The sequence below is a fragment of the Pseudomonas sp. W5-01 genome (genome assembly GCF_046540435.1).
GTDB classification, from domain to species: domain Bacteria; phylum Pseudomonadota; class Gammaproteobacteria; order Pseudomonadales; family Pseudomonadaceae; genus Aquipseudomonas; species Aquipseudomonas graminis_B.
The window spans coordinates 939,710-960,531 of sequence record NZ_JAXCIP010000002.1 but is presented as its reverse complement, the minus strand read 5'-3'; the positions used below and the strand labels follow the sequence as shown (position 1 = coordinate 960,531).

At 58.2% G+C, this 20,822-nt stretch carries 29 protein-coding genes and 1 tRNA gene; 14 read left to right on the top strand and 16 right to left on the bottom strand.

Annotated elements, in window-relative coordinates:
- Positions 1 to 314 precede the first annotated feature (314 nt).
- The 3 genes from SLW75_RS09790 to SLW75_RS09780 all read left to right on the top strand — a co-directional run bounded on the left by SLW75_RS09790 (position 315) and on the right by SLW75_RS09780 (position 1,345).
- Positions 315 to 602, top strand: a complete 288-nt coding sequence (locus SLW75_RS09790) for a hypothetical protein (RefSeq protein WP_410934332.1) — start codon at positions 315 to 317, stop codon at positions 600 to 602.
- A complete protein-coding gene (locus SLW75_RS09785) occupies positions 599 to 913 on the top strand; it encodes a hypothetical protein (RefSeq protein ID WP_410934331.1) in 315 nt (104 codons plus the stop codon). Before SLW75_RS09790 ends, SLW75_RS09785 begins: the two co-directional genes overlap by 4 nt.
- 84 nt (positions 914 to 997) lie before the next feature.
- Positions 998 to 1,345, top strand: a complete 348-nt coding sequence (locus tag SLW75_RS09780) for a hypothetical protein (protein ID WP_410934330.1) — start codon at positions 998 to 1,000, stop codon at positions 1,343 to 1,345.
- Between the two features lie 12 nt (positions 1,346 to 1,357).
- Here SLW75_RS09780 and SLW75_RS09775 read toward each other — a convergent pair whose 3' ends face one another.
- The 3 genes from SLW75_RS09775 to SLW75_RS09765 all read right to left on the bottom strand — a co-directional run bounded on the left by SLW75_RS09775 (position 1,358) and on the right by SLW75_RS09765 (position 2,762).
- On the bottom strand, positions 1,358 to 2,149 hold the full coding sequence (locus SLW75_RS09775) for a hypothetical protein (RefSeq protein ID WP_410934329.1): 792 nt from the start codon (positions 2,147 to 2,149) through the stop codon (positions 1,358 to 1,360).
- 150 nt (positions 2,150 to 2,299) lie between these two features.
- On the bottom strand, positions 2,300 to 2,497 hold the full coding sequence (locus tag SLW75_RS09770) for a hypothetical protein (protein WP_410934328.1): 198 nt from the start codon (positions 2,495 to 2,497) through the stop codon (positions 2,300 to 2,302).
- A gap of 64 nt (positions 2,498 to 2,561) precedes the next feature.
- The gene (locus tag SLW75_RS09765; protein ID WP_410934327.1) at positions 2,562 to 2,762 is read right to left on the bottom strand and encodes a hypothetical protein; all 201 of its coding nucleotides are present in this window, start codon (positions 2,760 to 2,762) and stop codon (positions 2,562 to 2,564) included.
- A 65-nt stretch (positions 2,763 to 2,827) separates the two neighbouring features.
- Between SLW75_RS09765 and SLW75_RS09760 the strand changes: the two genes are divergently transcribed.
- Both SLW75_RS09760 and SLW75_RS09755 read left to right on the top strand, forming a co-directional pair.
- Positions 2,828 to 3,946, top strand: coding sequence for a DNA-methyltransferase (locus SLW75_RS09760; RefSeq protein WP_410934326.1), 1,119 nt, complete (start codon positions 2,828 to 2,830; stop codon positions 3,944 to 3,946).
- 204 nt (positions 3,947 to 4,150) lie between these two features.
- Positions 4,151 to 5,008 carry a phosphoadenosine phosphosulfate reductase family protein gene (locus SLW75_RS09755; protein ID WP_410934325.1) on the top strand — a complete coding sequence of 286 codons (858 nt, stop codon included), beginning with the start codon at positions 4,151 to 4,153 and terminating at the stop codon, positions 5,006 to 5,008.
- Between the two features lie 274 nt (positions 5,009 to 5,282).
- Here SLW75_RS09755 and SLW75_RS09750 read toward each other — a convergent pair whose 3' ends face one another.
- Positions 5,283 to 5,810, bottom strand: a complete 528-nt coding sequence (locus tag SLW75_RS09750) for a hypothetical protein (protein ID WP_410934324.1) — start codon at positions 5,808 to 5,810, stop codon at positions 5,283 to 5,285.
- Between the two features lie 48 nt (positions 5,811 to 5,858).
- Here SLW75_RS09750 and SLW75_RS09745 point away from each other — a divergent pair, with 48 nt between their 5' ends.
- Positions 5,859 to 8,030, top strand: coding sequence for a DNA cytosine methyltransferase (locus SLW75_RS09745; protein ID WP_410934323.1), 2,172 nt, complete (start codon positions 5,859 to 5,861; stop codon positions 8,028 to 8,030).
- Positions 8,031 to 8,119: 89 nt separating this feature from the next.
- Here SLW75_RS09745 and SLW75_RS09740 read toward each other — a convergent pair whose 3' ends face one another.
- From SLW75_RS09740 to SLW75_RS09730, 3 genes are all read right to left on the bottom strand, one after another.
- Entirely contained in the window at positions 8,120 to 8,449 is a 330-nt protein-coding gene (locus tag SLW75_RS09740; RefSeq protein ID WP_410934322.1) for a hypothetical protein, read from the bottom strand.
- Positions 8,450 to 8,516: 67 nt separating this feature from the next.
- A complete protein-coding gene (locus SLW75_RS09735) occupies positions 8,517 to 8,717 on the bottom strand; it encodes a DUF2934 domain-containing protein (protein WP_410934321.1) in 201 nt (66 codons plus the stop codon).
- Positions 8,710 to 8,946, bottom strand: a complete 237-nt coding sequence (locus SLW75_RS09730; RefSeq protein ID WP_410934320.1) for a hypothetical protein — start codon at positions 8,944 to 8,946, stop codon at positions 8,710 to 8,712. Before SLW75_RS09730 ends, SLW75_RS09735 begins: the two co-directional genes overlap by 8 nt.
- Before the next feature lie 141 nt (positions 8,947 to 9,087).
- Here SLW75_RS09730 and SLW75_RS09725 point away from each other — a divergent pair, with 141 nt between their 5' ends.
- Genes SLW75_RS09725 through SLW75_RS09695 form a run of 7 tightly spaced genes read left to right on the top strand, consistent with a single transcriptional unit; the run spans position 9,088 to position 12,462 of the window.
- Entirely contained in the window at positions 9,088 to 9,459 is a 372-nt protein-coding gene (locus SLW75_RS09725; RefSeq protein WP_410934319.1) for an HNH endonuclease, read from the top strand.
- The gene (locus tag SLW75_RS09720) at positions 9,456 to 9,644 is read left to right on the top strand and encodes a hypothetical protein (protein ID WP_410934318.1); all 189 of its coding nucleotides are present in this window, start codon (positions 9,456 to 9,458) and stop codon (positions 9,642 to 9,644) included. Before SLW75_RS09725 ends, SLW75_RS09720 begins: the two co-directional genes overlap by 4 nt.
- Entirely contained in the window at positions 9,641 to 10,321 is a 681-nt protein-coding gene (locus SLW75_RS09715) for a hypothetical protein (protein WP_410934317.1), read from the top strand. Before SLW75_RS09720 ends, SLW75_RS09715 begins: the two co-directional genes overlap by 4 nt.
- Positions 10,318 to 10,551 carry a hypothetical protein gene (locus SLW75_RS09710; RefSeq protein WP_410934316.1) on the top strand — a complete coding sequence of 78 codons (234 nt, stop codon included), beginning with the start codon at positions 10,318 to 10,320 and terminating at the stop codon, positions 10,549 to 10,551. Before SLW75_RS09715 ends, SLW75_RS09710 begins: the two co-directional genes overlap by 4 nt.
- Before the next feature lie 54 nt (positions 10,552 to 10,605).
- Complete coding sequence (locus SLW75_RS09705; protein WP_410934315.1) at positions 10,606 to 11,112, top strand: hypothetical protein; 507 nt, start codon at positions 10,606 to 10,608, stop codon at positions 11,110 to 11,112.
- 25 nt (positions 11,113 to 11,137) lie between these two features.
- Positions 11,138 to 11,350, top strand: a complete 213-nt coding sequence (locus SLW75_RS09700; RefSeq protein WP_282372619.1) for a hypothetical protein — start codon at positions 11,138 to 11,140, stop codon at positions 11,348 to 11,350.
- Positions 11,350 to 12,462 (top strand): tyrosine-type recombinase/integrase, encoded by a 1,113-nt coding sequence (locus SLW75_RS09695; protein ID WP_410934385.1) that lies wholly within the window; start codon positions 11,350 to 11,352, stop codon positions 12,460 to 12,462. The genes SLW75_RS09700 and SLW75_RS09695 overlap by 1 nt, the downstream gene beginning before the upstream one ends.
- Before the next feature lie 88 nt (positions 12,463 to 12,550).
- On the opposite strand, the gene SLW75_RS09690 is transcribed toward SLW75_RS09695, so the two are convergent.
- The 9 genes from SLW75_RS09690 to thrS form a co-directional block, all read right to left on the bottom strand.
- Positions 12,551 to 12,627, bottom strand: a tRNA-Pro gene (locus SLW75_RS09690).
- A 111-nt stretch (positions 12,628 to 12,738) separates the two neighbouring features.
- Positions 12,739 to 13,092: a MerR family transcriptional regulator gene (locus SLW75_RS09685; protein ID WP_065991534.1), complete on the bottom strand. Its 354-nt coding sequence runs from the start codon at positions 13,090 to 13,092 to the stop codon at positions 12,739 to 12,741.
- The gene (ihfA, locus tag SLW75_RS09680) at positions 13,073 to 13,375 is read right to left on the bottom strand and encodes an integration host factor subunit alpha (protein ID WP_002553164.1); all 303 of its coding nucleotides are present in this window, start codon (positions 13,373 to 13,375) and stop codon (positions 13,073 to 13,075) included. The genes SLW75_RS09685 and ihfA overlap by 20 nt, the downstream gene beginning before the upstream one ends.
- Positions 13,376 to 13,378: 3 nt before the next feature.
- On the bottom strand, positions 13,379 to 15,757 hold the full coding sequence (gene pheT / locus SLW75_RS09675) for a phenylalanine--tRNA ligase subunit beta (RefSeq protein ID WP_410934314.1): 2,379 nt from the start codon (positions 15,755 to 15,757) through the stop codon (positions 13,379 to 13,381).
- A gap of 32 nt (positions 15,758 to 15,789) precedes the next feature.
- A complete protein-coding gene (gene pheS, locus SLW75_RS09670) occupies positions 15,790 to 16,806 on the bottom strand; it encodes a phenylalanine--tRNA ligase subunit alpha (protein ID WP_410934313.1) in 1,017 nt (338 codons plus the stop codon).
- Between the two features lie 104 nt (positions 16,807 to 16,910).
- Complete coding sequence (gene rplT, locus SLW75_RS09665) at positions 16,911 to 17,267, bottom strand: 50S ribosomal protein L20 (protein ID WP_007905879.1); 357 nt, start codon at positions 17,265 to 17,267, stop codon at positions 16,911 to 16,913.
- 28 nt (positions 17,268 to 17,295) lie between these two features.
- Complete coding sequence (gene rpmI, locus SLW75_RS09660) at positions 17,296 to 17,490, bottom strand: 50S ribosomal protein L35 (RefSeq protein ID WP_003442181.1); 195 nt, start codon at positions 17,488 to 17,490, stop codon at positions 17,296 to 17,298.
- A 60-nt stretch (positions 17,491 to 17,550) separates the two neighbouring features.
- On the bottom strand, positions 17,551 to 18,102 hold the full coding sequence (gene infC / locus SLW75_RS09655; protein WP_172613086.1) for a translation initiation factor IF-3: 552 nt from the start codon (positions 18,100 to 18,102) through the stop codon (positions 17,551 to 17,553).
- Positions 18,102 to 20,024: a threonine--tRNA ligase gene (thrS, locus tag SLW75_RS09650; protein ID WP_192131284.1), complete on the bottom strand. Its 1,923-nt coding sequence runs from the start codon at positions 20,022 to 20,024 to the stop codon at positions 18,102 to 18,104. The genes infC and thrS overlap by 1 nt, the downstream gene beginning before the upstream one ends.
- A gap of 397 nt (positions 20,025 to 20,421) precedes the next feature.
- On the opposite strand from thrS, the gene SLW75_RS09645 reads away from it, so the two are divergent.
- Positions 20,422 to 20,736 (top strand): hypothetical protein, encoded by a 315-nt coding sequence (locus SLW75_RS09645; protein WP_065991530.1) that lies wholly within the window; start codon positions 20,422 to 20,424, stop codon positions 20,734 to 20,736.
- Positions 20,737 to 20,822: the final 86 nt, after the last annotated feature.

Sequence of the window (20,822 nt, the reverse complement as noted above, 5' to 3'; positions counted from 1 at the left end):
CCGCCTGTTCTCCTCTGCCCATCCGTCCGATCGCTTTCACGTCATTTATTTGAAAAGTAGCCACTGCCAACCAGTGAGCGCAAAACGGAGGATTTGCAGCCATGTAAACGACATTGATCCGGCCTACCGCATCAGGCGCCGCCGGCGAGCAAGGCTCACGTAGGGAGGCCTCGTGAACCAGCGAAACGAAAGCCCCACGTCGATGGGGCTTTTTTCACCCAGCGTTTACCCGTCAGCACTCTCCCCTGCGCCCAATCGGCCTATGTCAGGCGGCCAGAGTGCTGACGAGTACACGCCCGAACGGAGAAAAGAACATGCATCAACTCATTCAGCAGAAAAGGGACACCCTAACCGCGATTCGGGCACGCGCCCACCTCGCCACAGCTGAGCTTTACGCCATGATCGGTAAGGAGCCACCCGTTCAAAAGATTCGCTACCAGGTGGCCGCAAAGAGCGCCAATGCCTGGCACATCGTCGAGATCACCAGCGGCAAGGTCGTTGGGTTCCGATTCAGCTACAAGGAGGCATCCAATTACGCCCAGCAGCTGGAGTCACGCGCCGATGGCGTGGTAGTGGAGCTGTCGCAGGCGGTGCTGCAGTGATCGGCGAGAGCGTGCCGGACGAGCACAAGCAGGCGATCGCGCAGCTCGCCGCCCAGATCGATCACTTCCTCGCCACCGGCCACCGGATCCAGCATATCGAGCAAGGCGCCAGCGCCAACGCGCCGCTGCTCGGCACCACGAATCATCTGGAAACGCTCAAGGCCAAACGGGCCAAGCGTGCACCGCGGATTCGGGCGCTCGCCAAGGACGGCCTTAACGCCCGCCAGATCGGCATGAAGATCGGCGTCGATACCCGCACCGTCGCACTCACAGCGCGAGAGCACGGCATCACATTCACCGCGGCCACCTGATGCGGCGTCTGCTCAAGTGCGCCAATCAGCGCCGGCGCCAGACCTGGCTCAACATGCCATCGCACCAGATCGGAGATCCACCAGATGGAAAAGACAGCAGCGGCGAAGCACTCAGCGGACTACCGTCGGCGCCAGAAAGAGGAGAAGGAAAAACTGGGGATCGAAACGCTGGAGGTCGATGTGCCAGTGGGCACACGGTCGGGCATGAGCACTGCGATGAAGGATCACGGCTACAAACAGATTCAGGAGCTCTGGCAGGATCTGGCGCTGGCGTTTCTTTCGATGCCGTTCGAAGAACAGGCTCGGCGACTGCGAAAACCTGACGCGAAAGCTTTCGTAGTGACGCCGAAACAAGCGCGTCAGTACGATGAGAAAGCCCGGGCTGAAATCATTAAAAACCGTGGTGATGAGATCATCCGACCGGTTATTTAACTACGGCCCGTCCTAGGGTTGAGGTGTAAGACGTACAAGCATAGCGCTCTGAAGTAATGCAGTTCTGCAGAGCAGCAGGTCATCTTGTGAGGCGCCCGCGAGAAACTCCTCAAGCAGTTGCCCGTGCAATAGCATTTTCTGTCTCGGCGTAAAGATCATTACGTAGAATATCAACAGTTTTTCATCTGCGGACATCTGCGCGAATACTGCTCGCAGTGCGAAACTTGAACTTTCCACACTCTCCGCTTTGTCAATTGCAAACCAAAGTACGTAAAGCATAGATTCAACATAGCTTGCAACTCCAGACCAGTACATACGTTTCCAGTTTAAGAACTGCGGATACAAAGCTTCATACATCAGGTGGTCGTTCACTGGTTCGACTTTGTACAGGTAGTTTTCCTGAAGCCGATTGAGCGAATGCGCTACAGCGCGGTGACCAACAAATTCAGGTCCCGGATGCTCGGCAATCGATGAAGTTACAAATTTTATAGAAGCCACCGCATCGTGACTCAAGGAAAGTAACTGAAACAGACGCGAGTCAAAGAGCTGTTCACGATGCCTTTTTTCGGCTTTATCGCTCTCTTGCTGCTGTGATTGGAGTGTGAAAATCAGACCTAAAAGCGCGCCAAACGAGAGTATAGGATTGAGGACCCCGCCAAAATAATCACCAAACTGACCCCATACGTCCCGAGAAGAGGATATTGGCCCATAAAAGTGGAAAGCGTAGAACAACCAAACGCCGATTATAAGCACGCCGGCAATGCCAGCGAATACTGGTACAAGCCTTGACTTCGCAATACGCATCCTACATCCCTTTCATAATTGATAGTCACCGCCCCACACATAGCCCACCACCAACCTATTAGCCACCCGAGCGACTACATCAATCGCCCAGTTATGCACTCGTAACATCAGCACGCAAATGTCACTCAGGCATGACGCGGGCAGCGACGATCAGACCTGCAGCGCGTCAACCGCCACCTCAATTTCGTTGATCGCCATCGGCACGTGCTCGGCGTCATACGCGCGGTACATCAACAGCTCATCAGCTGCCGCCTCTGACAGCTCGTCGAGGCTCAGCCCCTGTTTCCGGGCCACGTTCATAACTGCCTTCAGCGCCAGCAACAGCGCCTTTTCCCTGTCTTCGCTCATGACCGTATCCCTTCCTCTGGAGCGGTTAGCGTAGGCCATTATCCCGCTGACAGCGGGCTTGGCTTCACCAGGGTGGCAGCGTATCAACCGCCATCTCAATAGCAACTGCGGCCTCAGTCACGTCATTCGAGTCATACCGTTTCTCTCTGACCATGAGCCGAATAGCCGCCTCGGTCAGCTCGTCCAGGTCCAGACGCAGATCCCGAGCTGCACCTAGCACCCCTTTAAGCGCCATCCGCAAAACCTTCTCGCTGTCTTCGCTCATGGCCGCATTCCTTTTTTGGGGAGAGCTAAGCGTAGGCCATTTTTCCCATCGCATGGAATCGAACCATGAGCCAGCAGCATCAGATTCTGGTGGGCGACTGCATTGAGATGATGCGGACGCTGCCTGACAAGTCGGTTCACACCTGTGTGACCAGCCCGCCCTACTTCGGCTTGCGCGATTATGGCGTCGAGGGTCAGATCGGCCTGGAAGAAACGCCCGCCGAGTTCATCGCTCGCCTTGTTGCCGTGTTCCGCGAAGTCCGGCGAGTGCTCCGCGACGACGGCACGATCTGGGTGAACATGGGTGACAGCTACGCCGGCAGTTGGGGAGCGCAGGGCAGGCCTCAAGGTGACGGCCAGATGTCCGGGCGCAGCGTGACGTCCGCCCGACAGATCAATGAACACCCGCGATTCAAGTCGAGCACCGGCGTGCGCGGCCGTGAGATGGGAATGAAGTCAAAGGACCTGATGGGCATGCCCTGGCGCCTTGCGTTCGCGCTGCAGGACGATGGCTGGTATTTGCGGCAAGACATTATCTGGAACAAGCCGAACCCGATGCCTGAGAGCGTGCGGGACCGGTGCACCAAGTCGCACGAATACATCTTCCTGGTGAGCAAATCGAAGAAGTACTACTTCGACCAAGCGGCCATTCTCGAGCCATGCTCCCCGAACACCCACGCGCGGTTGTCCCAGGACGTCCAGGCTCAGATCGGTAGCGAGCGGGCTAACGGCGGCACGAAGAGCAACGGCAACATGAAGGCGACCGCGCGAAAGACCAATGGCGTGGGCTGGGGTCATGGCACCGATGCCGACGAGCGACAGCGCGGTAGGGTCAAGGATAACGAGTCGATGAATTCTGCCCTTGCGATCATGCCGAGAGAGCGGAACAAACGGTCGGTCTGGACTGTGGCCACACACAGTTTTAAGGGCGCCCACTTCGCCACCTTCCCCCCTGACTTGATCAGGCCATGCATTCTGGCGGGCGCGCCGCGCGGCGGCGTCGTGCTGGACCCGTTCGGCGGCGCCGGTACCACGTCGCTGGTTTCGATGCAGGAAGGCCGTCGTTCGATCATCTGCGAGCTGAACCCTGATTACGCAGCCATGGCTCGCGCTCGCATAGAGGCTGCCTGGCTGGATGGCGCAGCACAGATGGACGTCTTTCACGACGCACACCCTGCTGCGTAGTTGGCGACCTCAATCAATTGAACAGCAATCTGCATTACTGCTGACGCCACGCCCAGCGCGCTGCTGATTAACAGCACGATATCAGATGCGTTTTTCATTTTTAGAACGCTCAATGACGAGGAAGCAAAAGGCTTCCCCTGCTATAGCGCGCCAATTGATCCCCCTTTCCACAACTTTGAGTCACGCCACTGGCGAGGATTAGCCATGTCTGCCTACAAAATGTCCGGGACGACGGTCGTCAGCTTTTCGGGCGGCCGGACCAGCGCCTACATGCTGCGCCAGGTGCTGGACAGCAACGATGATCTGGGCGATTTGATCGTCACGTTCGCCAACACCGGGAAGGAGCACCCCGCCACGCTGGATTTCGTTCAAGAGTGTTCGGAGCGCTGGGGCGTGCCGATTGTTTGGCTTGAGTACAGGGACGATGAGCGCGGCTTCGCAATCGTGAATTACGAAACCGCCAGCCGCAACGGGCAGCCGTTCGAGGACCTGATCAGGAAACGCAGCTACCTACCGAATCCAGTTACACGGTTCTGCACCATCGATCTGAAGATCAGGGTCATCCACAAATACCTTCGGATGGTTGGCTGCTCCACCGAAGAGACGCCGGTGGAGATGATGACCGGCATCCGCGCGGATGAGCCCAGGCGAGTAGCGAAGATCCGGTACCGCAAGACCACCAGCGAGAGCAAGCACGCAACTATGGTGATGCCGCTGGCGGATGCCGGAGTGGGAGTTCAAGACGTAACGGAATTCTGGAAATCTCAGCCTTTCGATTTGAGGCTACCGACCATCAATGGCCGGACCCTTGAGGGAAACTGCGACCTGTGCTTTTTGAAAGGCGCGAAGCAGGTTTACTCGATCATCGCCAGCGACAGGAATAAGGCCGAATGGTGGGCCCGCATGGAGCGAACCGCTGTGTCCAGCACCAGCGTGACCGGTGACGGCGCGCTGTTCCGCTTCGACCGACCCAGCTATCAGCAGATGCTCGACTATTCCGACACCCAATTCGACATGTTCGCCGACCACGGCGAGGCTATCGAGTGCTTTTGTGGAGATTGAAATTAATTTCAAAAAACTGTGCCCTACCCCCGAAAAAGGTGGCCTAGGGCTTACCACTATGAAGATGCAGGCATGTCGCCTGTTACCCAATAGTGAGATGACATATGCGTAACCACGAATACACCTCTACCGAAGTTTTCTCCGCTGGCCTGTGTTGGGGCGCCATCGCCCTGAAGTGTATTCAGCTCAAATTCGGCATCCTTTAACTGAGTAAGACGCGAGCCCTACCAGGGGCTCGCGTTGACCCCGAGCTGCGGGCCGCTCAGTTCACTGATTAGGTGCGATGCAAGAGAAACCCGGGCCCTTTCCAAAGTTTCAGCTCTGCGACCGGCCGTTCTAGGTTGAAGATATGCCCATTGTCAGTGGGACGCTCGTCATAGGTGGCCCTACCTGAGTTAACTTCCCAAGAGCACGCGCAGAAGGCCACCCCGTCTACGACGTCAAGTATGACCAGCCAATGGTCGCCAGCGTCAATGGACGCAATAGCGACCTTGCCTGAGCTTATTCCAGCCGTGATATCGCCAATTGTGAGCCTAGGCAATGTTTCTATAGCCACAGTTGATCGAAGGCTTCGCGCAAATGAACCTGCGAAGACTGAGAGCGTATCCGGAAATCGATCAAGTTTTCCCGTGCCGAAACCGTCAAGAAACTCTGTGGTTTCGAACGGCATGCCGTTTACCGCTCGTTGCCAATCTGCTCGGGAAATGCCCTTTCCTGTGACAGCGCGTATCGCATTCGCAACGCTGTAGAGGAAACAAGCCCCATCGAATTCGCCCTGCGAATAAATCTTCCGCTTCGCCATTAACTTCTCCCTAGATTTCCGAACGCCAATTTTGGCGAGGAGCTTCACATGTCCGCAAATCAGAAGAAACACCCCTTCGATTTCAAAACTCAGTACGGCCTTGGCTTCGATCCGCAAGACGACGAGATCGTCGTGGACTTCTTCTGCGGCGGTGGCGGCGCCGGTACCGGGTTAGAAATGGGCCTCGGCCGCAAGGTCAGCGTGGCGAAGAACCACAGCGCCAAAGCGATCAGCATGCACACCATCAACCACCCGGGCGCCAGGCACTTCACCACCGATGTGTTTGACGGCGATCCGGACACCGAGTGTGGCGGCAAGGCGGTGGGCTGGTTCCACATGTCGCCGGACTGCACCCACCACAGCCAGGCCGCCGGCGGACAACCGCGTAAGCGCGAGATCCGCAACCTCTCATGGATCGGCCTGAAGTGGGCAGGCAAAAAAAAGCCTCGAGTCATCAGCTTGGAAAACGTGAAGCAGATCCTGCAATGGGGCCGGCTTATTGCGAAGCGCGACAAGGCTACCGGTCGCGTCATCAAGCTGGGCGGCGCGATCGCCGCACCTGGCGAGGTCGTGCCGGTAGACCAGCAGTTCCTGATTCCAGATCCAAAGCAGCGCGGGCGCACTTGGCGCCGATTCGTTGCCCTTCTTGAAGGCATGGGCTACGTCGTCGAATGGAAGGTGATCAGGGCCTGCGACTTCGGCGCGCCCACCAGCCGGGAGCGGCTATTCATGCTCGCCCGCTGCGATGGTCAGCCGATCGTCTGGCCGGAGCCGACCCACGCCAAGAAGCCGGCCAAGGGCCAAAAGCCCTGGCGCACCGCCGCCGAGTGCATCGATTTCTCCGATCTGGGCAAAAGCATTTTTGGCCGCAAGAAGGACCTGGCCCCCGCTACTCTGCGGCGCGTAGCGAAAGGCATGAAGAAATTTGTCATCGACAACGCGACACCCTTCATCGTGCCGATTGCCAACTGGTCAGGCGAAACGGTGCAGTCAGCCAATCAGCCGCTGCGCACCGTCACCTCCTATCCGAGAGGCGGGGCTTTCTCAGTTGTCAGCCCGGTGATTGCGCCAGCCACTCATCAGGGCAGTGACCGTATCAACGATCCACTTGAGCCGCTGCCGACAGTGACGTGCGCCAACCGCGGCGAGCTCACGCTGATCAGCCCCACGCTGATTCAGACCGGTTACGGCGAGCGGGACGGTCAAGAGCCGCGGGTACCGGGATTGGATCAGCCCCTTGGCACTGTGGTCGCCGGCGGCGTGAAGCACGCATTGACCAGCGCTGTTCTGGTAGGTGCTGGCGGGCCGGAGTATGCCGGGAAGCCGACACCTGCCGACCAACCCGTTGGCACCCTTCTCGCGCAGAATCACCGGGGCATTGCTGCAGCATCACTTGTCCACCTCGGCAATGGTGACAGAGCCGGATCCGCGCCGCGCACGGCTGACCTGCACGACCCGCTCGGCACGATCATGGCATCGGGAGGCAAGTACGGCGTAGCCGCTGCGCACCTGGTGAAGTTTCGTTTCGACGATGCGGGGAAGCCGCTGGACGAACCATTGCCTACGATCACCAGCGGCGGCAATTACCAGCGCCCGGCCGGCGCGGCTCACGCAATGGGCATCGCCACAGCTCATCTGCTGCATCTGCGCGGCAACTGTGACGCCCGTGATTCCGCCGACCCGCTCCACACTGTCAGCGCCGGCGGGACACACCACGGCCTGGTCACCGCTTTCATGGAGCGCCAATTTGGCGCCAGCGTCGGCCAGCACCTGGATGAGCCAGCGCCGACCATCACGGCGGGCGGCGGAGGCAAGAGCTCGTTGGTCAGCTTCGAGCTTTCGCCCGAGCACGAAGAAGGCGCGCTCCGAGTTGCTGCTTTCCTGATCAGCTACTACGGCACCGAGAACATGAGCGGCTGCGACCAGCCCGCGCCGACGATCACCACAAAGGATCGCCTCGGCCTGGTCACCGTTATGGTGAAGGGCACGCCGTACGTGATCGTCGACATCCGGCTACGAATGCTGCAACCGGCTGAGCTGTACCGGGCGCAGGGCTTCCCGACGGACTACATCATCACGCACGGCGCCGACGGCAAGCCGTTCACAAAGACCGAGCAGGTCCACATGTGCGGCAACAGCGTCAGCCCACCGCCGATGGCCGCCCTCGCCCGCGCCAATGATCCATGGCGTACCAACGTTCAGCACCAGGTGGCCGCATGAAACGCATCTACCTCAGCAGTCCAATGACAGGCCTGCCCGGTGAGATCTACCCGGCATGAAAAGGACTCGCAGGCATTCCCATACAGAGATCACCTCGCCCGAAGAGATCCCTCGCGTGGCAACGGTTCTGGCTTGGCCGAGGCAACTAGTTGTCGCTCAAGACCAAAGAGCTGCTTCGCCCTCTCAACCGCCCAGTGGGTGGCCTGCGTCATTGTCTCGCCCGGTCGAGAGTCATACACCTCTTCCAGGAGTAGTGGGCCATCTTTCCTGTAGACGCCCAAAAAAAGCTGCGTGCCCTGTTCTGCAGTGTGCCGAACCTGGACATTGATGAACGTGCCGTCGGGCAGGCGCTCGTCGTGATTTCTCACATGGAGATCCACAGACGCCCAGTCCCAGAAATCCTTGCCACGTATGCGCATAGCAACTCCTGAAATTTTCGAGAGTATGCAGCTGCGGTTACAGAAACGGAACAGTGCGCCTCAGTCTTTATTGGCGCGGATATCTGGCGCCAGTAAGACTCCCGACTCTTGCTCTCTGTGCGACTGAGAATGCCCGATCCGGAGCTAAAGCAGCTGCTTCCGCCAGCTTGGTTGCCAGAGCCCAGTGTCGCGCCTCACGTCCGAGGGGACACCCTTCTGACTCCCAAATAAGATGGGCCAGAAACCTGACTTCAGATTGGTCATCCATGATTTCGGCCCACCTGAATCCCGGATTCGACATTAGTCATAAGCGCCGATTGCTCTTCGAGCGCAGATTCGAGATCAACTATTTTCGCGCGATGCTCCGCAACCGCCGCTTCCCAATGCTCACTCCCAACAAGACTCAGCACAACCATCTTCATAAGCTCGATGTTTGCAGCATCCAGCGCCAAGAGGCGCTCATGCAGTTTGAATCGAATAGCTTCATAGGCGCACATAGCATCCCCTTCGCGGTGAATTAGCAGCACAAGTTCAATTCAGATTCATACCTAAGCAACTGATTCGCAGATACCGATAGTCGGTATCGCCTCAATCATCCAATCCCTATTGCCTGCTGCGTATGCGGCGAGGAGACATCTGTGCGCTTGAAAAAGTTGGAGCGCGAGCAGGTCCGCATGAAATACGGCGGCCGCTGCGCATATTGTGGCATCGAACTTGGTGACCGTTGGCACGCCGACCACATGCAATCCGTCCGGCGCGGAACAAGTCACCGCTGGGAAGGAAACGCCGAGCGTCCGCAGAATCACAACCTGGACAACATGATGCCAGCATGCGTGCCGTGCAATCTCAGCAAGTCCCAAATGCCTCTGGAGGCATGGCGGACTTACCTGGTGGGCCACGTCAACAGCCTCAACCTCTACCACCCCATCTATCGACTGGCGAAGGCGTACGGCCTGATCGTCGAGACAGCGGCGCCGGTGGTGTTCTATTTCGAGAAGGCGGCGCCATGAGTAAGACAGTGATTCTGACCGGCAAGGCAGTGGTCAGCTTCCGCAAGGTCATGACCAGTGTCGATGACGCTGAGGTTGAAGAGCTGCTGGCGAACAACGACATGCGCGAAGACCAGATCATTGATGACGATTTGCTCGACATCGAGTGGATTCATGACGACGTAGAAATTCAGGTGTCCCCATGACCGCGATCAAAGAACGCCCGATCCTGTTCTCGGCGCCGATGGTGCGCGCCATCCTGGAAGGCCGAAAGACGGTCACGCGCCGCGAGGTGAAGAAACCGGCAGCCCTCGATTGCCTTGCTGCCGGTTTCGAGCCTGCCTTTCTGGCGCTGCCCGGCAATGCGGACCTTTGTCCCTATGGTCAGCCCGGCGAACGCCTGTGGGTGCGCGAGACATGGGGCGTCATCAGTCACGACTTCGACGAGCATGGAAACATGGTCGATTGGAAGCCTGATCGACCGGCGTCGGCAATTCGCGAAATGCGCTTCGGCCAAGGCTATTGCTCAGGACATGTGATCTATCGCGCCGACGGCGAGGCAGCATGGGCCGGTGACGACGACGGTGGCGGCGATGACCGCTCCTGCTGGAAGCCAAGCATCCATATGCCTCGTATCGCGAGCCGCATTCTGCTGGAGATAACGGGCGTGCGCGTCGAGCGCCTGCAGGCCATTTCCCGAAGCGATATCCGAGCGGAAGGCCTGGAATGCCTGCCAGAACTGGCGAGTGACGACGTGTCGCTCAATTACCGCGACTGGTACCCAGCCGCATGGCGGGAGCTGTGGACGTCTCTCAACGGCCCCGGCGCCTGGGATGCGAACCCTTGGGTCTGGGTCGTCGAGTTCAAGCAGGTGGCAGCGTGAGCCGGTTCATCGCCGTGATCCACGGCTGGCACGTCGACAGTAACGGTTTCAACGTGCACGAGCTCAAGGCCGACAACACCGAGGACGCCAAGCGGGAAGCGTGCTGGCTCAATCACCAGCGCAGTGCCACCTTCGACCGCTGCGCCTACGTGGTGGTCGAGATCGACGACCGTGAACACCTCCCGCGCCAGCTCACCTGGCGCGAGCGCCTGACCGGCAAGATTCAATAATCTCCTCCCCATCTATCCACATGCCTGCCGGTGTACGGCGGGCGAGGAATTCCTATGTCTGCAGTTCAACGCTTCCACGAAGCCGCCAACGACGCGCTGGTCAAACTCAGCGAGCACTGCCTTCCCGGTGCGAAATTGGCGCTTGTGATCTACACCCCGAGTCAGCCGGAGCGCGACATCGTCATTGAGGACCAAGGTCTTGATCGGGATGAGGTGGTCAGCGCAATACGCCGGCGCGGCCTGAGCATCGATGGCGACAACGCCTACAAGCGCGATCTGTGCGACAGAATCGCTGGCGCCATGGCGCTCGGATACCAAAACACCAACCACCCACCCGAAGGCCATTGGGCGAAACGCTTCTGGGATATGGGTCGGGCCGAGGGTGAGATGCGTCAAGAACTGACCGCTGCGCTCCAGCTGACTCGCGAAAACCTCCGCGCCTGCCAGGCCACGATCCATTACGCCGGCGGCTTCGATCCGGCCTACGTGAACGACGCCCAGGCCGCGATGAAGGTTGCCGACGAAGTTCTGGCGAAGTATCCGCCGCTCAACCCCGCATAGACCCCGGATAGGGAAGAGGCATCCCATGAAGCGTGAACTGATCAAGATCAGCGAATTTCAGCGGCGGCGCTGGGGCGAAAACGGGACACCCCCCTGCCCCCAGGCAATCCGCAACTACATCCGAGACGGCAAGCTTCCAGGCGAGCAGATCGGCAAACTCTGGTATATCGACTGGGCGGCATTCAACAAAGCCGCCGGCAACGACCTTGTTGCGATGGTACTGAAAGGAGCTGCATGATGGTCCCACGGCCGCGCAACAAGTCGAACAAAGGCTTGCCGCAGAACCTTTACCTGGATGACCGGCGCGGCACATACCGGTACCGCCGCCCTACTGATGGGAAGTGGTTTCAGTTCGGCACCGACCGGGTCAAGGCCGTGGATGCGGCCAAGCAGCTGAACCTGGCATTTATGCAGGGCGCCGACCTGGTCGGCGTGGTACTGGGCGAATCAGCTGAATTGTTCACCGCTTTCCTGGATGATTACGAGAAGAATGTTCTGCCGCCGCGGGAGCTGTCGAAGGGAACGCTTGGGCTTTACGCCGTGCACTTTCGCAGATTCCGTCGTGAGTTCGAAGGAAAGGCTGTCGATCAGATCTCGATCCGCATGATCGCCCAAATGCTTGACCTGCTGACGCCGCGCACGGCCAACCAGTGCCGGGCGCTGCTGATCGACATCTTCAATCACGCGGCGGCTAAAGGGCTGTGCCCCGACAACCCGGCGGCGAGCACAATCAACCGCATCGAGAAGAAAACACGCAAACGGCATACAGTCGACGGCCTCAAGGCAATTCGGGAGAAGGCACCCGCCTGGCTGCAAAACGCGATCGACTTGGCGCTTATCACTGCTCAGCGGCGCACCGATATTCTCGCGATGAAGTTCGAAGACGTGAAGGAGGGCTATCTCTACGTGGTTCAGCAGAAGACTTCAAAAGCCAGTGACGCAGCGTGGATCAGGTTCAGGGTGACACCCGAGCTGCAGCGAGTGATCAGCCATTGCCGTGACAACGTCGTTTCCCCTTTCTTAGTGCACCGCAGACCTGATCGGAAGAGACAAAAGCAGGCTGAGACCAAAGAGCACTGGACCAAGGTTGAGGAGCGTTACTTGACGCGCGCATTCAAGGACGCCAGGGAGGCAGCAGATTGCTACAAGGGATGGAAGGAAGAGGAGATGCCAGGCTTCCACGAAGTCAGGGCACTGTCGCTGCACCTGTATAGGAAAGCCGGGAAAGATGGGCAGAAGATCGCCGGGCACGCCAGCGGGGAGATGACCAAAAACTACCAGAAGGAGCACGCCGAGGTGATCTGGTCAGAGGCCATTCCGGACCTGGATATCAGCGAAATCGCCGGATAGTTTTGCGCCAGTTTTGCGCGGGTTTTGCGCAAGCCAGAAACGAAAAAGGGAACCAAGCCGCTAAGTGGCTGATTCCCTTTACAAAATATGGTCGGGACGGAGTGATTCGAACACTCGACCCCTAGCACCCCATGCTAGTGCGCTACCGGACTGCGCTACGCCCCGACTAGGCGTTACTCACTGCTACTTCTGTGTTGCGGGTTCTTGCGAAAGCGTCGAGGAATATACCCTAAGCTTTTGAATGATGGAAGTATTTCGGCTCACCGCGCGAAATTGCTAACGCAGCACGACCAAGACATCTTCCAGCTCCACAATCATCTGTTTGATCAGCTGCTTGTACTGCAGCGAATCATCCTTGACCTCATCGCTGGACATGCGCAAACGCGCGCCGCCAATGGTGAAGCCTTGATCGTAAAGCAACGCACGGATCTGACGGATCATCAGCACGTCCTGTCGCTGATAATACCGGCGGTTTCCGCGACGCTTGACCGGGTTGAGTTGAGGAAACTCCTGCTCCCAATAACGCAGAACGTGCGGTTTGACCGCGCAGAGCTCGCTGACTTCACCAATGGTGAAGTAGCGTTTGCCGGGGATAGGCGGTAGCTCGTCGTTATGACTTGGTTCCAGCATAAGCCTCAACTCGGGCCTTCAGTTTCTGCCCTGGGCGAAAGGTGACCACACGGCGAGCGGTAATCGGGATTTCTTCCCCTGTCTTGGGGTTCCGGCCCGGTCGCTGGCGTTTATCGCGCAGATCAAAATTGCCGAATCCGGACAATTTGACCTGCTCGTTATCTTCCAGAGCGTGCCTGATTTCCTCAAAGAACAGCTCGACCAGTTCCTTGGCTTCTCGTTTGTTCAGGCCTAGCTCTTCGTACAGACGTTCGGCCATCTCAGCTTTCGTCAGAGCCCCCATACGCTACATCCTTAACGTGGCGTTTAACCTTGCCTCTAGCGAGGTGAGAATTTGCTGCGTCGAAGCGTTTACCTCATCGTCGGTAAGAGTGCGCGATGGATGTTGCCAGGTCAAGCCGACTGCAAGGCTTTTTCTAAGCGGATCAATGCCTTTACCCTGGTAAACATCAAACAGCCTGAGGTCTGTGAGCCATTCCCCTGCATTTTCACGAATAACGTCTAGCACGGCAGTCGCCGAAACTTCACGATCGGCCAGCAGCGCCAGGTCGCGACGCACTTCCGGGAAGCGTGAAAGCTCGTGGAATTTTGGCAGGCGCCCAACGGCAACCTCCGCCAGCACCAGTTCGAAAACGAACACCGGACGATCAAGCCCCAGGGTCTTCGACAGTTCCGGGTGCAGCGCGCCGATGTAGCCGACTTCTCGCCCGTCACGCTCGATACGCGCGGTCTGACCCGGGTGCAACGCGGGATGGCTTCCGGGTACGAAACGGAAATCATCCTGCGCACCGGCGAAGCCCAGTACTGCCTCGACGTCAGCCTTGACGTCGAAGAAGTCGACGACATCGCGGCCCTGCGCCCAACCCTCCGGCAGACGGCTGCCACAGATCACACCGGCCAGCATCGGCTCTTGCTTCAGGCCTTCCAGTTGACCGACGAATCGCAGGCCGCTCTCGAACAGACGGACGCGATCCTGCTGGCGATTGAGGTTATGTTGCAGCGACTTCACCAGACCCGGCCACAGGGACGAACGCATCGCCGACATGTCAGCCGAGATCGGATTGGCCAGCAACAGCGGCTCAACGCCCGGAGTGAACAGCTCGAACCATTTCTGATCGATGAAGCTGTAGGTGATTGCTTCCTGATAACCGCGAGCTACCAACAGACGACGCAAGGCCGGCAGATCGCTCTGGGCTTCGGCACGCGGTTGCGGGGCCAGACGCGCCTGCGGGTAACGAACCGGCAGACGGTTGTAACCGTGAAGGCGGGCCAGTTCCTCGATCAGATCGACTTCGAGGGTGATATCAAAGCGATGACTTGGCACTTCGACGCGCCATTGCTCGCTGGCGTGAGGCGCGACGGTGAGACCGAGCGCGGTCAGCAAGCGCTCGATTTCCGCGGCGTCCATCTTCATGCCCAGCATCTGCTCGATACGCTCGGCACGCAGAATGATCGGCTCAACAGAAGGCAAGTGCTGATCACTGACGGTCTCGATGACCGGACCGGCTTCACCGCCCGTGATTTCCAGGAGCAGGCCAGTGGCACGCTCCATGGCTTCGCGGGCCAGTTGCCAGTCAACGCCGCGTTCATAGCGATGGGACGCGTCGGTGTGCAGACCATACGAACGCGCCTTGCCGGCAACGGCAATCTGATCGAAAAACGCGCTTTCAAGGAAGATATCGCGGGTCGTCACCGACACGCCGCTGTGCTCGCCACCCATGACACCGGCGATGGCCAGGGCACGCTGGTGGTCGGCAATGACCAGGGTATCAGCGCGCAGGCTGACTTCCTGACCATCCAGAAGCACGAGCTTCTCGCCCTCCTCCGCCATGCGCACGCGAATGCCGCCATTGATTTCGGCAAGGTCGAACGCATGCAGTGGCTGGCCCAGCTCAAGCATCACATAGTTGGTGATGTCGACTACTGCGTCGATGCTGCGGACATCCGAGCGACGCAGGCGCTCAACCATCCACAACGGTGTAGGCCGTGACAGGTCGACATTACGAATCACACGGCCCAGGTAACGTGGGCATGCCGCAGACGCGATCACGTCCACCGGACGCACTTCATCGTGCACGGCGGGAACCACTGGCACCTGCGGGCGCGTGACGACTGCGTCGTAGAGCGCACCCACTTCACGGGCCAGACCCGCGACCGACAGGCAGTCGCCACGGTTGGGCGTCAGATCGACTTCGATGCTCGCGTCGTCCAGCTCCAGATAAACGCGCACATCCTGGCCCACCGGCGCATCGGCCGGCAGCTCCATGAGGCCGTCATTGCCCTCGCCCACCTGCAACTCGGCTTGTGAGCACAACATGCCGTTGGACTCGACACCCCGCAGCTTGGCTTTCTTGATTTTGAAGTCGCCCGGCAATGCGGCGCCGATCATGGCAAACGGGATCTTCAGACCGGGGCGCACGTTTGGCGCGCCACACACAACCTGAAAAGTCTCGGCACCGTTGCTCACCTGGCAAACGCGCAGCTTGTCCGCGTCCGGGTGCTGCTCGGTGCTCAGCACCTCGCCCACCACAACACCGCTGAAAACGCCCGCTGCCGGGGTGACGCTGTCTACTTCAAGGCCGGCCATCGACAGACGAGCAACCAGCTCGTCACGGGATACTTGCGGGCTAACCCAGCCGCGCAGCCATTGTTCACTGAATTTCATCCTGCTCTCCTAAAGAATTCGTTACGGGCGACCTAGCGAAATTGCGCGAGGAACCGCAAGTCGTTGTCGAAGAACAGGCGCAAGTCGTTGACGCCATAACGCAGCATCGCCAGACGCTCTACGCCCATGCCAAAGGCGAAGCCCTGGAATTCTTCCGGATCGATGCCCGACATGCGCAGCACGTTCGGGTGGACCATGCCGCAGCCCATGACTTCAAGCCAGCCGGTCTGTTTGCAGACGCGGCAGCCTTTGCCGCTGCACATCACGCATTCCATGTCGACTTCAGCCGAAGGCTCGGTGAACGGGAAATACGAGGGACGGAAACGCACTGCCAGCTCTTTTTCAAAGAACACGCGCAGGAATTCCTCGATGGTGCCTTTCAGGTCGGCGAAGTTGATATCGCGGTCGACCAGCAGGCCTTCGACCTGATGGAACATCGGGGAATGGGTGATATCGGAGTCACTGCGATACACACGGCCGGGGCAGACAATGCGGATCGGAGGCTTCTGCGATTCCATGGTGCGGACCTGAACCGGCGAGGTATGGGTGCGCAGCAGCATGTTCGCATTGAAATAGAAGGTGTCGTGCATCGACCGGGCCGGGTGATGGCCTGGGATGTTGAGCGCTTCGAAGTTGTGATAATCGTCTTCGACCTCAGGGCCTTCGGCAATGCCGTAGCCAATGTGGGTGAAGAACTGCTCGATTCGTTCCAGAGTGCGGGTAACCGGATGCAGACCGCCAGTGGTCTGGCCACGGCCAGGCAGGGTCACGTCAATGGATTCGGCCGCGAGCTTGGCCGCAAGATCAGCCTCCTCGAACGTCGCCTTGCGCGCATTGAGAACCTCTGTGACACGCTCTTTGGCTTCGTTGATCAGCGCGCCGACTTTTGGACGCTCATCAGCAGGCAGATTCCCCAGGGTCTTCATCACCTGAGTCAATTCGCCCTTCTTGCCAAGGTACAGAACCCGGATTTGCTCCAGGGCATTGATATCTTCAGCGCTTTGCACGGCCTCAAGTGCTTGAGAGACCAGCGCGTCCAGGTTTTCCATGTACAGACTCCAGATACAAAATAGGGGAAGAGCTTACAAGGCTCTTCCCCTATTTATGACGTTTAACACCGAACCCCGAACGGGGTCCGGTGATTGCCGGGGACTTAGGCCAAAGTGGCTTTAGCTTTCTCGACAATCGCAGCAAACGCCGCTTTTTCGTTCACTGCCAGATCAGCCAGAACCTTGCGGTCGATCTCGATCGACGCTTTTTTCAGGCCAGCGATGAAACGGCTGTAGGACAGACCGTTAATACGCGCACCAGCGTTGATACGAGCGATCCACAGAGCGCGGAACTGACGTTTTTTCTGACGACGGTCACGGTAGGCGTATTGGCCAGCCTTGATTACCGCTTGCTTGGCAACACGGAATACGCGTGAACGCGCGCCGTAGTAGCCTTTAGCAAGTTTCAGAATTTTTTTGTGACGCTTACGGGCAATGACGCCACGCTTTACACGAGCCATGAGTTAATTCCTCTGTTCTTGATCAAAATTAGCAAAGGCGCAGCATGCGCTTGACTTTTGCCACGTCGGACGGATGCAGCAAGCTGCTTCCACGCAATTGACGCTTACGCTTTGTCGACATTTTGGTCAGGATGTGGCTCTTGAAAGCGTGCTTGTGCTTGATGCCATTCGCGGTTTTCAAAAACCGTTTAGCTGCACCACTTTTAGTCTTCATCTTTGGCATGTTCGGATACTCCGCATTCAGTTGATAAACATAACCGCAAGGCCTGCCGTGCCCTGGTGGTTATTTCTTCTTTTTCGGGGCGATGACCATGATCAGCTGGCGTCCTTCCATCTTAGGATGCTGTTCGACCGAGCCGTATTCGAGCAGGTCAGCTTCAACCCGCTTCAACAGCTCCATCCCCAGCTCCTGGTGGGCCATCTCACGACCGCGAAATCTCAAGGAAATCTTGGCCCTGTCCCCGTCACTCAGGAAACGTACCAGGTTGCGTAGTTTTACCTGGTAATCCCCTTCCTCCGTCCCTGGACGAAACTTGATTTCTTTAACCTGGATCTGCTTCTGATTCTTCTTGGCGGCAGCAACCTGCTTCTTCTTCTCGAAGATCGATTTGCCGTAGTCCATCAGTTTGCAAACAGGGGGTACTGCATCGGCGGAAATTTCCACCAGATCCAGCTTGGCCTCTTCAGCCTTAAGAAGCGCGTCTTCAATTGACACAATCCCAAGCTGCTCACCCTCAGCCCCAATTAAACGAACCTCACGTGCCGAGATATTCTCGTTGATCGGGGCTTTCGGTGCAGCTCGTTTATCTTGTCTCATTTCACGCTTAATAATAATTACTCCGAATCTTGGCGACCACGCCGGGAAACCGCTTGTGCAAGGAACTCCGAGAACTGGGCGACCGGCATCGAGCCAAGGTCTGCGCCTTCACGTGTACGCACAGCGACAGTTTGTGTTTCAACCTCCCGATCCCCAATCACCAGGAGATACGGAATTTTGAGCAACGTATGCTCGCGGATTTTAAAGCCGATCTTTTCATTTCTCAAGTCGGACTTGGCACGGAATCCGCTTTGCGCCAATGTTTTTTCCACCTCAAGGGCAAAATCAGCCTGTTTATCAGTGATATTCATGATCACTGCTTGAGTTGGAGCAAGCCACGCCGGGAAGGCGCCTTCGTAATGCTCGATCAGGATTCCGATGAAGCGCTCGAAGGAGCCAAGGATTGCGCGGTGCAACATGACCGGGTGCTTGCGACCGTTGTCTTCCGACACGAATTCGGCGCCCAGACGGATCGGCAGGTTGAAATCGAGCTGCAGAGTACCGCATTGCCAGACGCGACCCAAGCAATCCTTGAGAGAAAATTCAATCTTCGGACCATAGAACGCGCCCTCGCCCGGCTGCAGATCGTACGGCAGACCAGCGCTGTCAAGGGCTGCAGCCAGTGCGGACTCGGCGCGATCCCATAATTCATCGGAACCGACACGCTTCTCCGGACGGGTCGAGAGCTTCATTTCGATGTCTTTGAAACCGAAATCGGCGTAAACGGCCATGGTCAGCTTGATGAACGCGGCGGATTCAGCCTGCATCTGCTCTTCGGTGCAGAAGATGTGCGCGTCGTCCTGGGTGAACGCCCGCACGCGCATGATGCCGTGCAGCGCACCCGAGGGCTCGTTGCGGTGGCAAGCGCCGAATTCGGCCAGACGCAGCGGCAACTCGCGGTAGCTTTTCAGGCCCTGATTGAATACCTGTACGTGGCACGGGCAGTTCATCGGCTTGATGGCGTAGTCGCGGTTTTCCGACTCGGTGGTGAACATGTTCTCGGCGTAGTTGGCCCAGTGGCCGGACTTCTCCCACAGCGAGCGGTCGACGACCTGAGGCGTCTTGATCTCGAGGTAGCCGTTCTCGCGCTGGGTCTTGCGCATGTACTGCTCGAGAACCTGGTAAAGCGTCCAGCCGTTCGGGTGCCAGAAGACCATGCCCGGCGCTTCTTCCTGGGTATGGAACAGGCCCAGACGCTTGCCGATCTTGCGATGATCGCGTTTTTCGGCTTCTTCGATGCGCTGAATGTAAGCAGCCAGCTGCTTCTTGTCGGCCCACGCCGTGCCATAAACGCGCTGCAACTGCTCGTTCTTGGCATCGCCGCGCCAGTAGGCGCCGGACAATTTGGTCAACTTGAATGACTTCAGAAAACGCGTGTTCGGCACGTGCGGACCGCGGCACATGTCGACGTATTCTTCGTGGTAATACAGGCCCATCGCCTGCTCGTTCGGCATGTCTTCGACCAGACGCAGCTTGTAGTCTTCGCCGCGGGACGTGAACACCTCGATCACTTCCGCGCGCGGCGTGACCTTCTTGATGACGTCGTAATCCTTTTCGATGAGCTGCTGCATGCGCTGCTCGATCGCCGCCATGTCGTCCGGGGTAAAAGGACGCTCGTAGGCAATGTCGTAATAGAAGCCATCATCGATGACCGGGCCGATGACCATCCGGGCAGTCGGATAGAGCTGTTTGACGGCATGGCCCACCAGGTGCGCGCAGGAGTGACGAATGATCTCCAGGCCTTCTTGATCTTTGGGGGTGATGATTTGCAGGCTCGCATCGGTATCGATGATGTCGCTGGCATCAACCAGTTGACCATTGACCTTGCCGGCCACGGTGGCTTTGGCCAGGCCTGCGCCAATGGAGGCTGCGACCTCGGCAACGGATACCGGGTGATCGAAAGAACGTTGACTGCCGTCGGGAAGAGTAATAGTTGGCATGGCGCCTCCTCTCCTAGTGGTGACCCCTACCAAAGGTCACGTGGGTGGGATAGAGCCAGTACGCGATTCGGTGGTATGCCTGCCTCACAGTGGCAGGAGCCCGAAGGCCAACCTGAAGACCGAACCAGAGTGACTGGAACTTACGAAATCGACAGACTTGCAGCAGGGCAACGGGGCCCCGCGAGACGCGAGCTAATCTGCAGGCGCGCATGCTATCACAGGGTGACGGCAGGGTCAGCTAAACGGTAGAGGGCGGCTTATGCCGACGGCAACCGCATCGGGCGTTGCCAGGTCCACGGAACTGGTGCGCATTGAAGGCCTCAGATTATCGGTAGTACACGTTCAAGGCCTGAAACCTCAACGGCCCAACGACAAAACCGACATAAAGGAATCCACCATGAAGCTTCTACGCGTTGCCGCCCTCCTCGCCCCGCTGGCCCTGACCCTGCCCCTCAGCGCTCATGCCGCGATGGACGCGAAGACCAAGACCAGCTACATGAATGAATGCACCACCGCAGCCACCCAGAGCAATCCGTCGATGGACGCCAGTGCAGTCAAAGCGCACTGCGAGTGCGGCGCTCAGCAGATCAACCAGAACTTCTCGGACAAAGAGATCGCGTCGCTGAATGACAAAACGACGCCTCCCAGTACCGATATGACCTCTCGCCTGCAGGCTGCAGTGAGTAAAAACTGCCTGAGCGGCAAAAAATAAAAAATTTACATTTCCTTGATGCCCCCGACCGGGGCGTAAAGGAACGCCCATGGGGCGATGCCCTGAAGGCCGTGAATTCAGCGGGT

What these genes read in the sequence shown, in the direction of transcription:
- SLW75_RS09790 (WP_410934332.1), top strand. Translation starts at nt 315, where the DNA reads ATGCATCAACTCATTCAGCAGAAAAGGGACACCCTAACCGCGATTCGG.
- SLW75_RS09780 (WP_410934330.1), top strand. Translation starts at nt 998, where the DNA reads ATGGAAAAGACAGCAGCGGCGAAGCACTCAGCGGACTACCGTCGGCGC.
- SLW75_RS09775 (WP_410934329.1), bottom strand. Translation starts at nt 2,149, where the DNA reads ATGCGTATTGCGAAGTCAAGGCTTGTACCAGTATTCGCTGGCATTGCC.
- SLW75_RS09770 (WP_410934328.1), bottom strand. Translation starts at nt 2,497, where the DNA reads ATGAGCGAAGACAGGGAAAAGGCGCTGTTGCTGGCGCTGAAGGCAGTT.
- SLW75_RS09765 (WP_410934327.1), bottom strand. Translation starts at nt 2,762, where the DNA reads ATGAGCGAAGACAGCGAGAAGGTTTTGCGGATGGCGCTTAAAGGGGTG.
- SLW75_RS09760 (WP_410934326.1), top strand. Translation starts at nt 2,828, where the DNA reads ATGAGCCAGCAGCATCAGATTCTGGTGGGCGACTGCATTGAGATGATG.
- SLW75_RS09755 (WP_410934325.1), top strand. Translation starts at nt 4,151, where the DNA reads ATGTCTGCCTACAAAATGTCCGGGACGACGGTCGTCAGCTTTTCGGGC.
- SLW75_RS09750 (WP_410934324.1), bottom strand. Translation starts at nt 5,810, where the DNA reads ATGGCGAAGCGGAAGATTTATTCGCAGGGCGAATTCGATGGGGCTTGT.
- SLW75_RS09745 (WP_410934323.1), top strand. Translation starts at nt 5,859, where the DNA reads ATGTCCGCAAATCAGAAGAAACACCCCTTCGATTTCAAAACTCAGTAC.
- SLW75_RS09740 (WP_410934322.1), bottom strand. Translation starts at nt 8,449, where the DNA reads ATGCGCATACGTGGCAAGGATTTCTGGGACTGGGCGTCTGTGGATCTC.
- SLW75_RS09735 (WP_410934321.1), bottom strand. Translation starts at nt 8,717, where the DNA reads ATGGATGACCAATCTGAAGTCAGGTTTCTGGCCCATCTTATTTGGGAG.
- SLW75_RS09730 (WP_410934320.1), bottom strand. Translation starts at nt 8,946, where the DNA reads ATGTGCGCCTATGAAGCTATTCGATTCAAACTGCATGAGCGCCTCTTG.
- SLW75_RS09720 (WP_410934318.1), top strand. Translation starts at nt 9,456, where the DNA reads ATGAGTAAGACAGTGATTCTGACCGGCAAGGCAGTGGTCAGCTTCCGC.
- SLW75_RS09715 (WP_410934317.1), top strand. Translation starts at nt 9,641, where the DNA reads ATGACCGCGATCAAAGAACGCCCGATCCTGTTCTCGGCGCCGATGGTG.
- SLW75_RS09705 (WP_410934315.1), top strand. Translation starts at nt 10,606, where the DNA reads ATGTCTGCAGTTCAACGCTTCCACGAAGCCGCCAACGACGCGCTGGTC.
- SLW75_RS09700 (WP_282372619.1), top strand. Translation starts at nt 11,138, where the DNA reads ATGAAGCGTGAACTGATCAAGATCAGCGAATTTCAGCGGCGGCGCTGG.
- SLW75_RS09695 (WP_410934385.1), top strand. Translation starts at nt 11,350, where the DNA reads ATGGTCCCACGGCCGCGCAACAAGTCGAACAAAGGCTTGCCGCAGAAC.
- SLW75_RS09685 (WP_065991534.1), bottom strand. Translation starts at nt 13,092, where the DNA reads ATGCTGGAACCAAGTCATAACGACGAGCTACCGCCTATCCCCGGCAAA.
- ihfA (WP_002553164.1), bottom strand. Translation starts at nt 13,375, where the DNA reads ATGGGGGCTCTGACGAAAGCTGAGATGGCCGAACGTCTGTACGAAGAG.
- pheT (WP_410934314.1), bottom strand. Translation starts at nt 15,757, where the DNA reads ATGAAATTCAGTGAACAATGGCTGCGCGGCTGGGTTAGCCCGCAAGTA.
- pheS (WP_410934313.1), bottom strand. Translation starts at nt 16,806, where the DNA reads ATGGAAAACCTGGACGCGCTGGTCTCTCAAGCACTTGAGGCCGTGCAA.
- rplT (WP_007905879.1), bottom strand. Translation starts at nt 17,267, where the DNA reads ATGGCTCGTGTAAAGCGTGGCGTCATTGCCCGTAAGCGTCACAAAAAA.
- rpmI (WP_003442181.1), bottom strand. Translation starts at nt 17,490, where the DNA reads ATGCCAAAGATGAAGACTAAAAGTGGTGCAGCTAAACGGTTTTTGAAA.
- thrS (WP_192131284.1), bottom strand. Translation starts at nt 20,024, where the DNA reads ATGCCAACTATTACTCTTCCCGACGGCAGTCAACGTTCTTTCGATCAC.
- SLW75_RS09645 (WP_065991530.1), top strand. Translation starts at nt 20,422, where the DNA reads ATGAAGCTTCTACGCGTTGCCGCCCTCCTCGCCCCGCTGGCCCTGACC.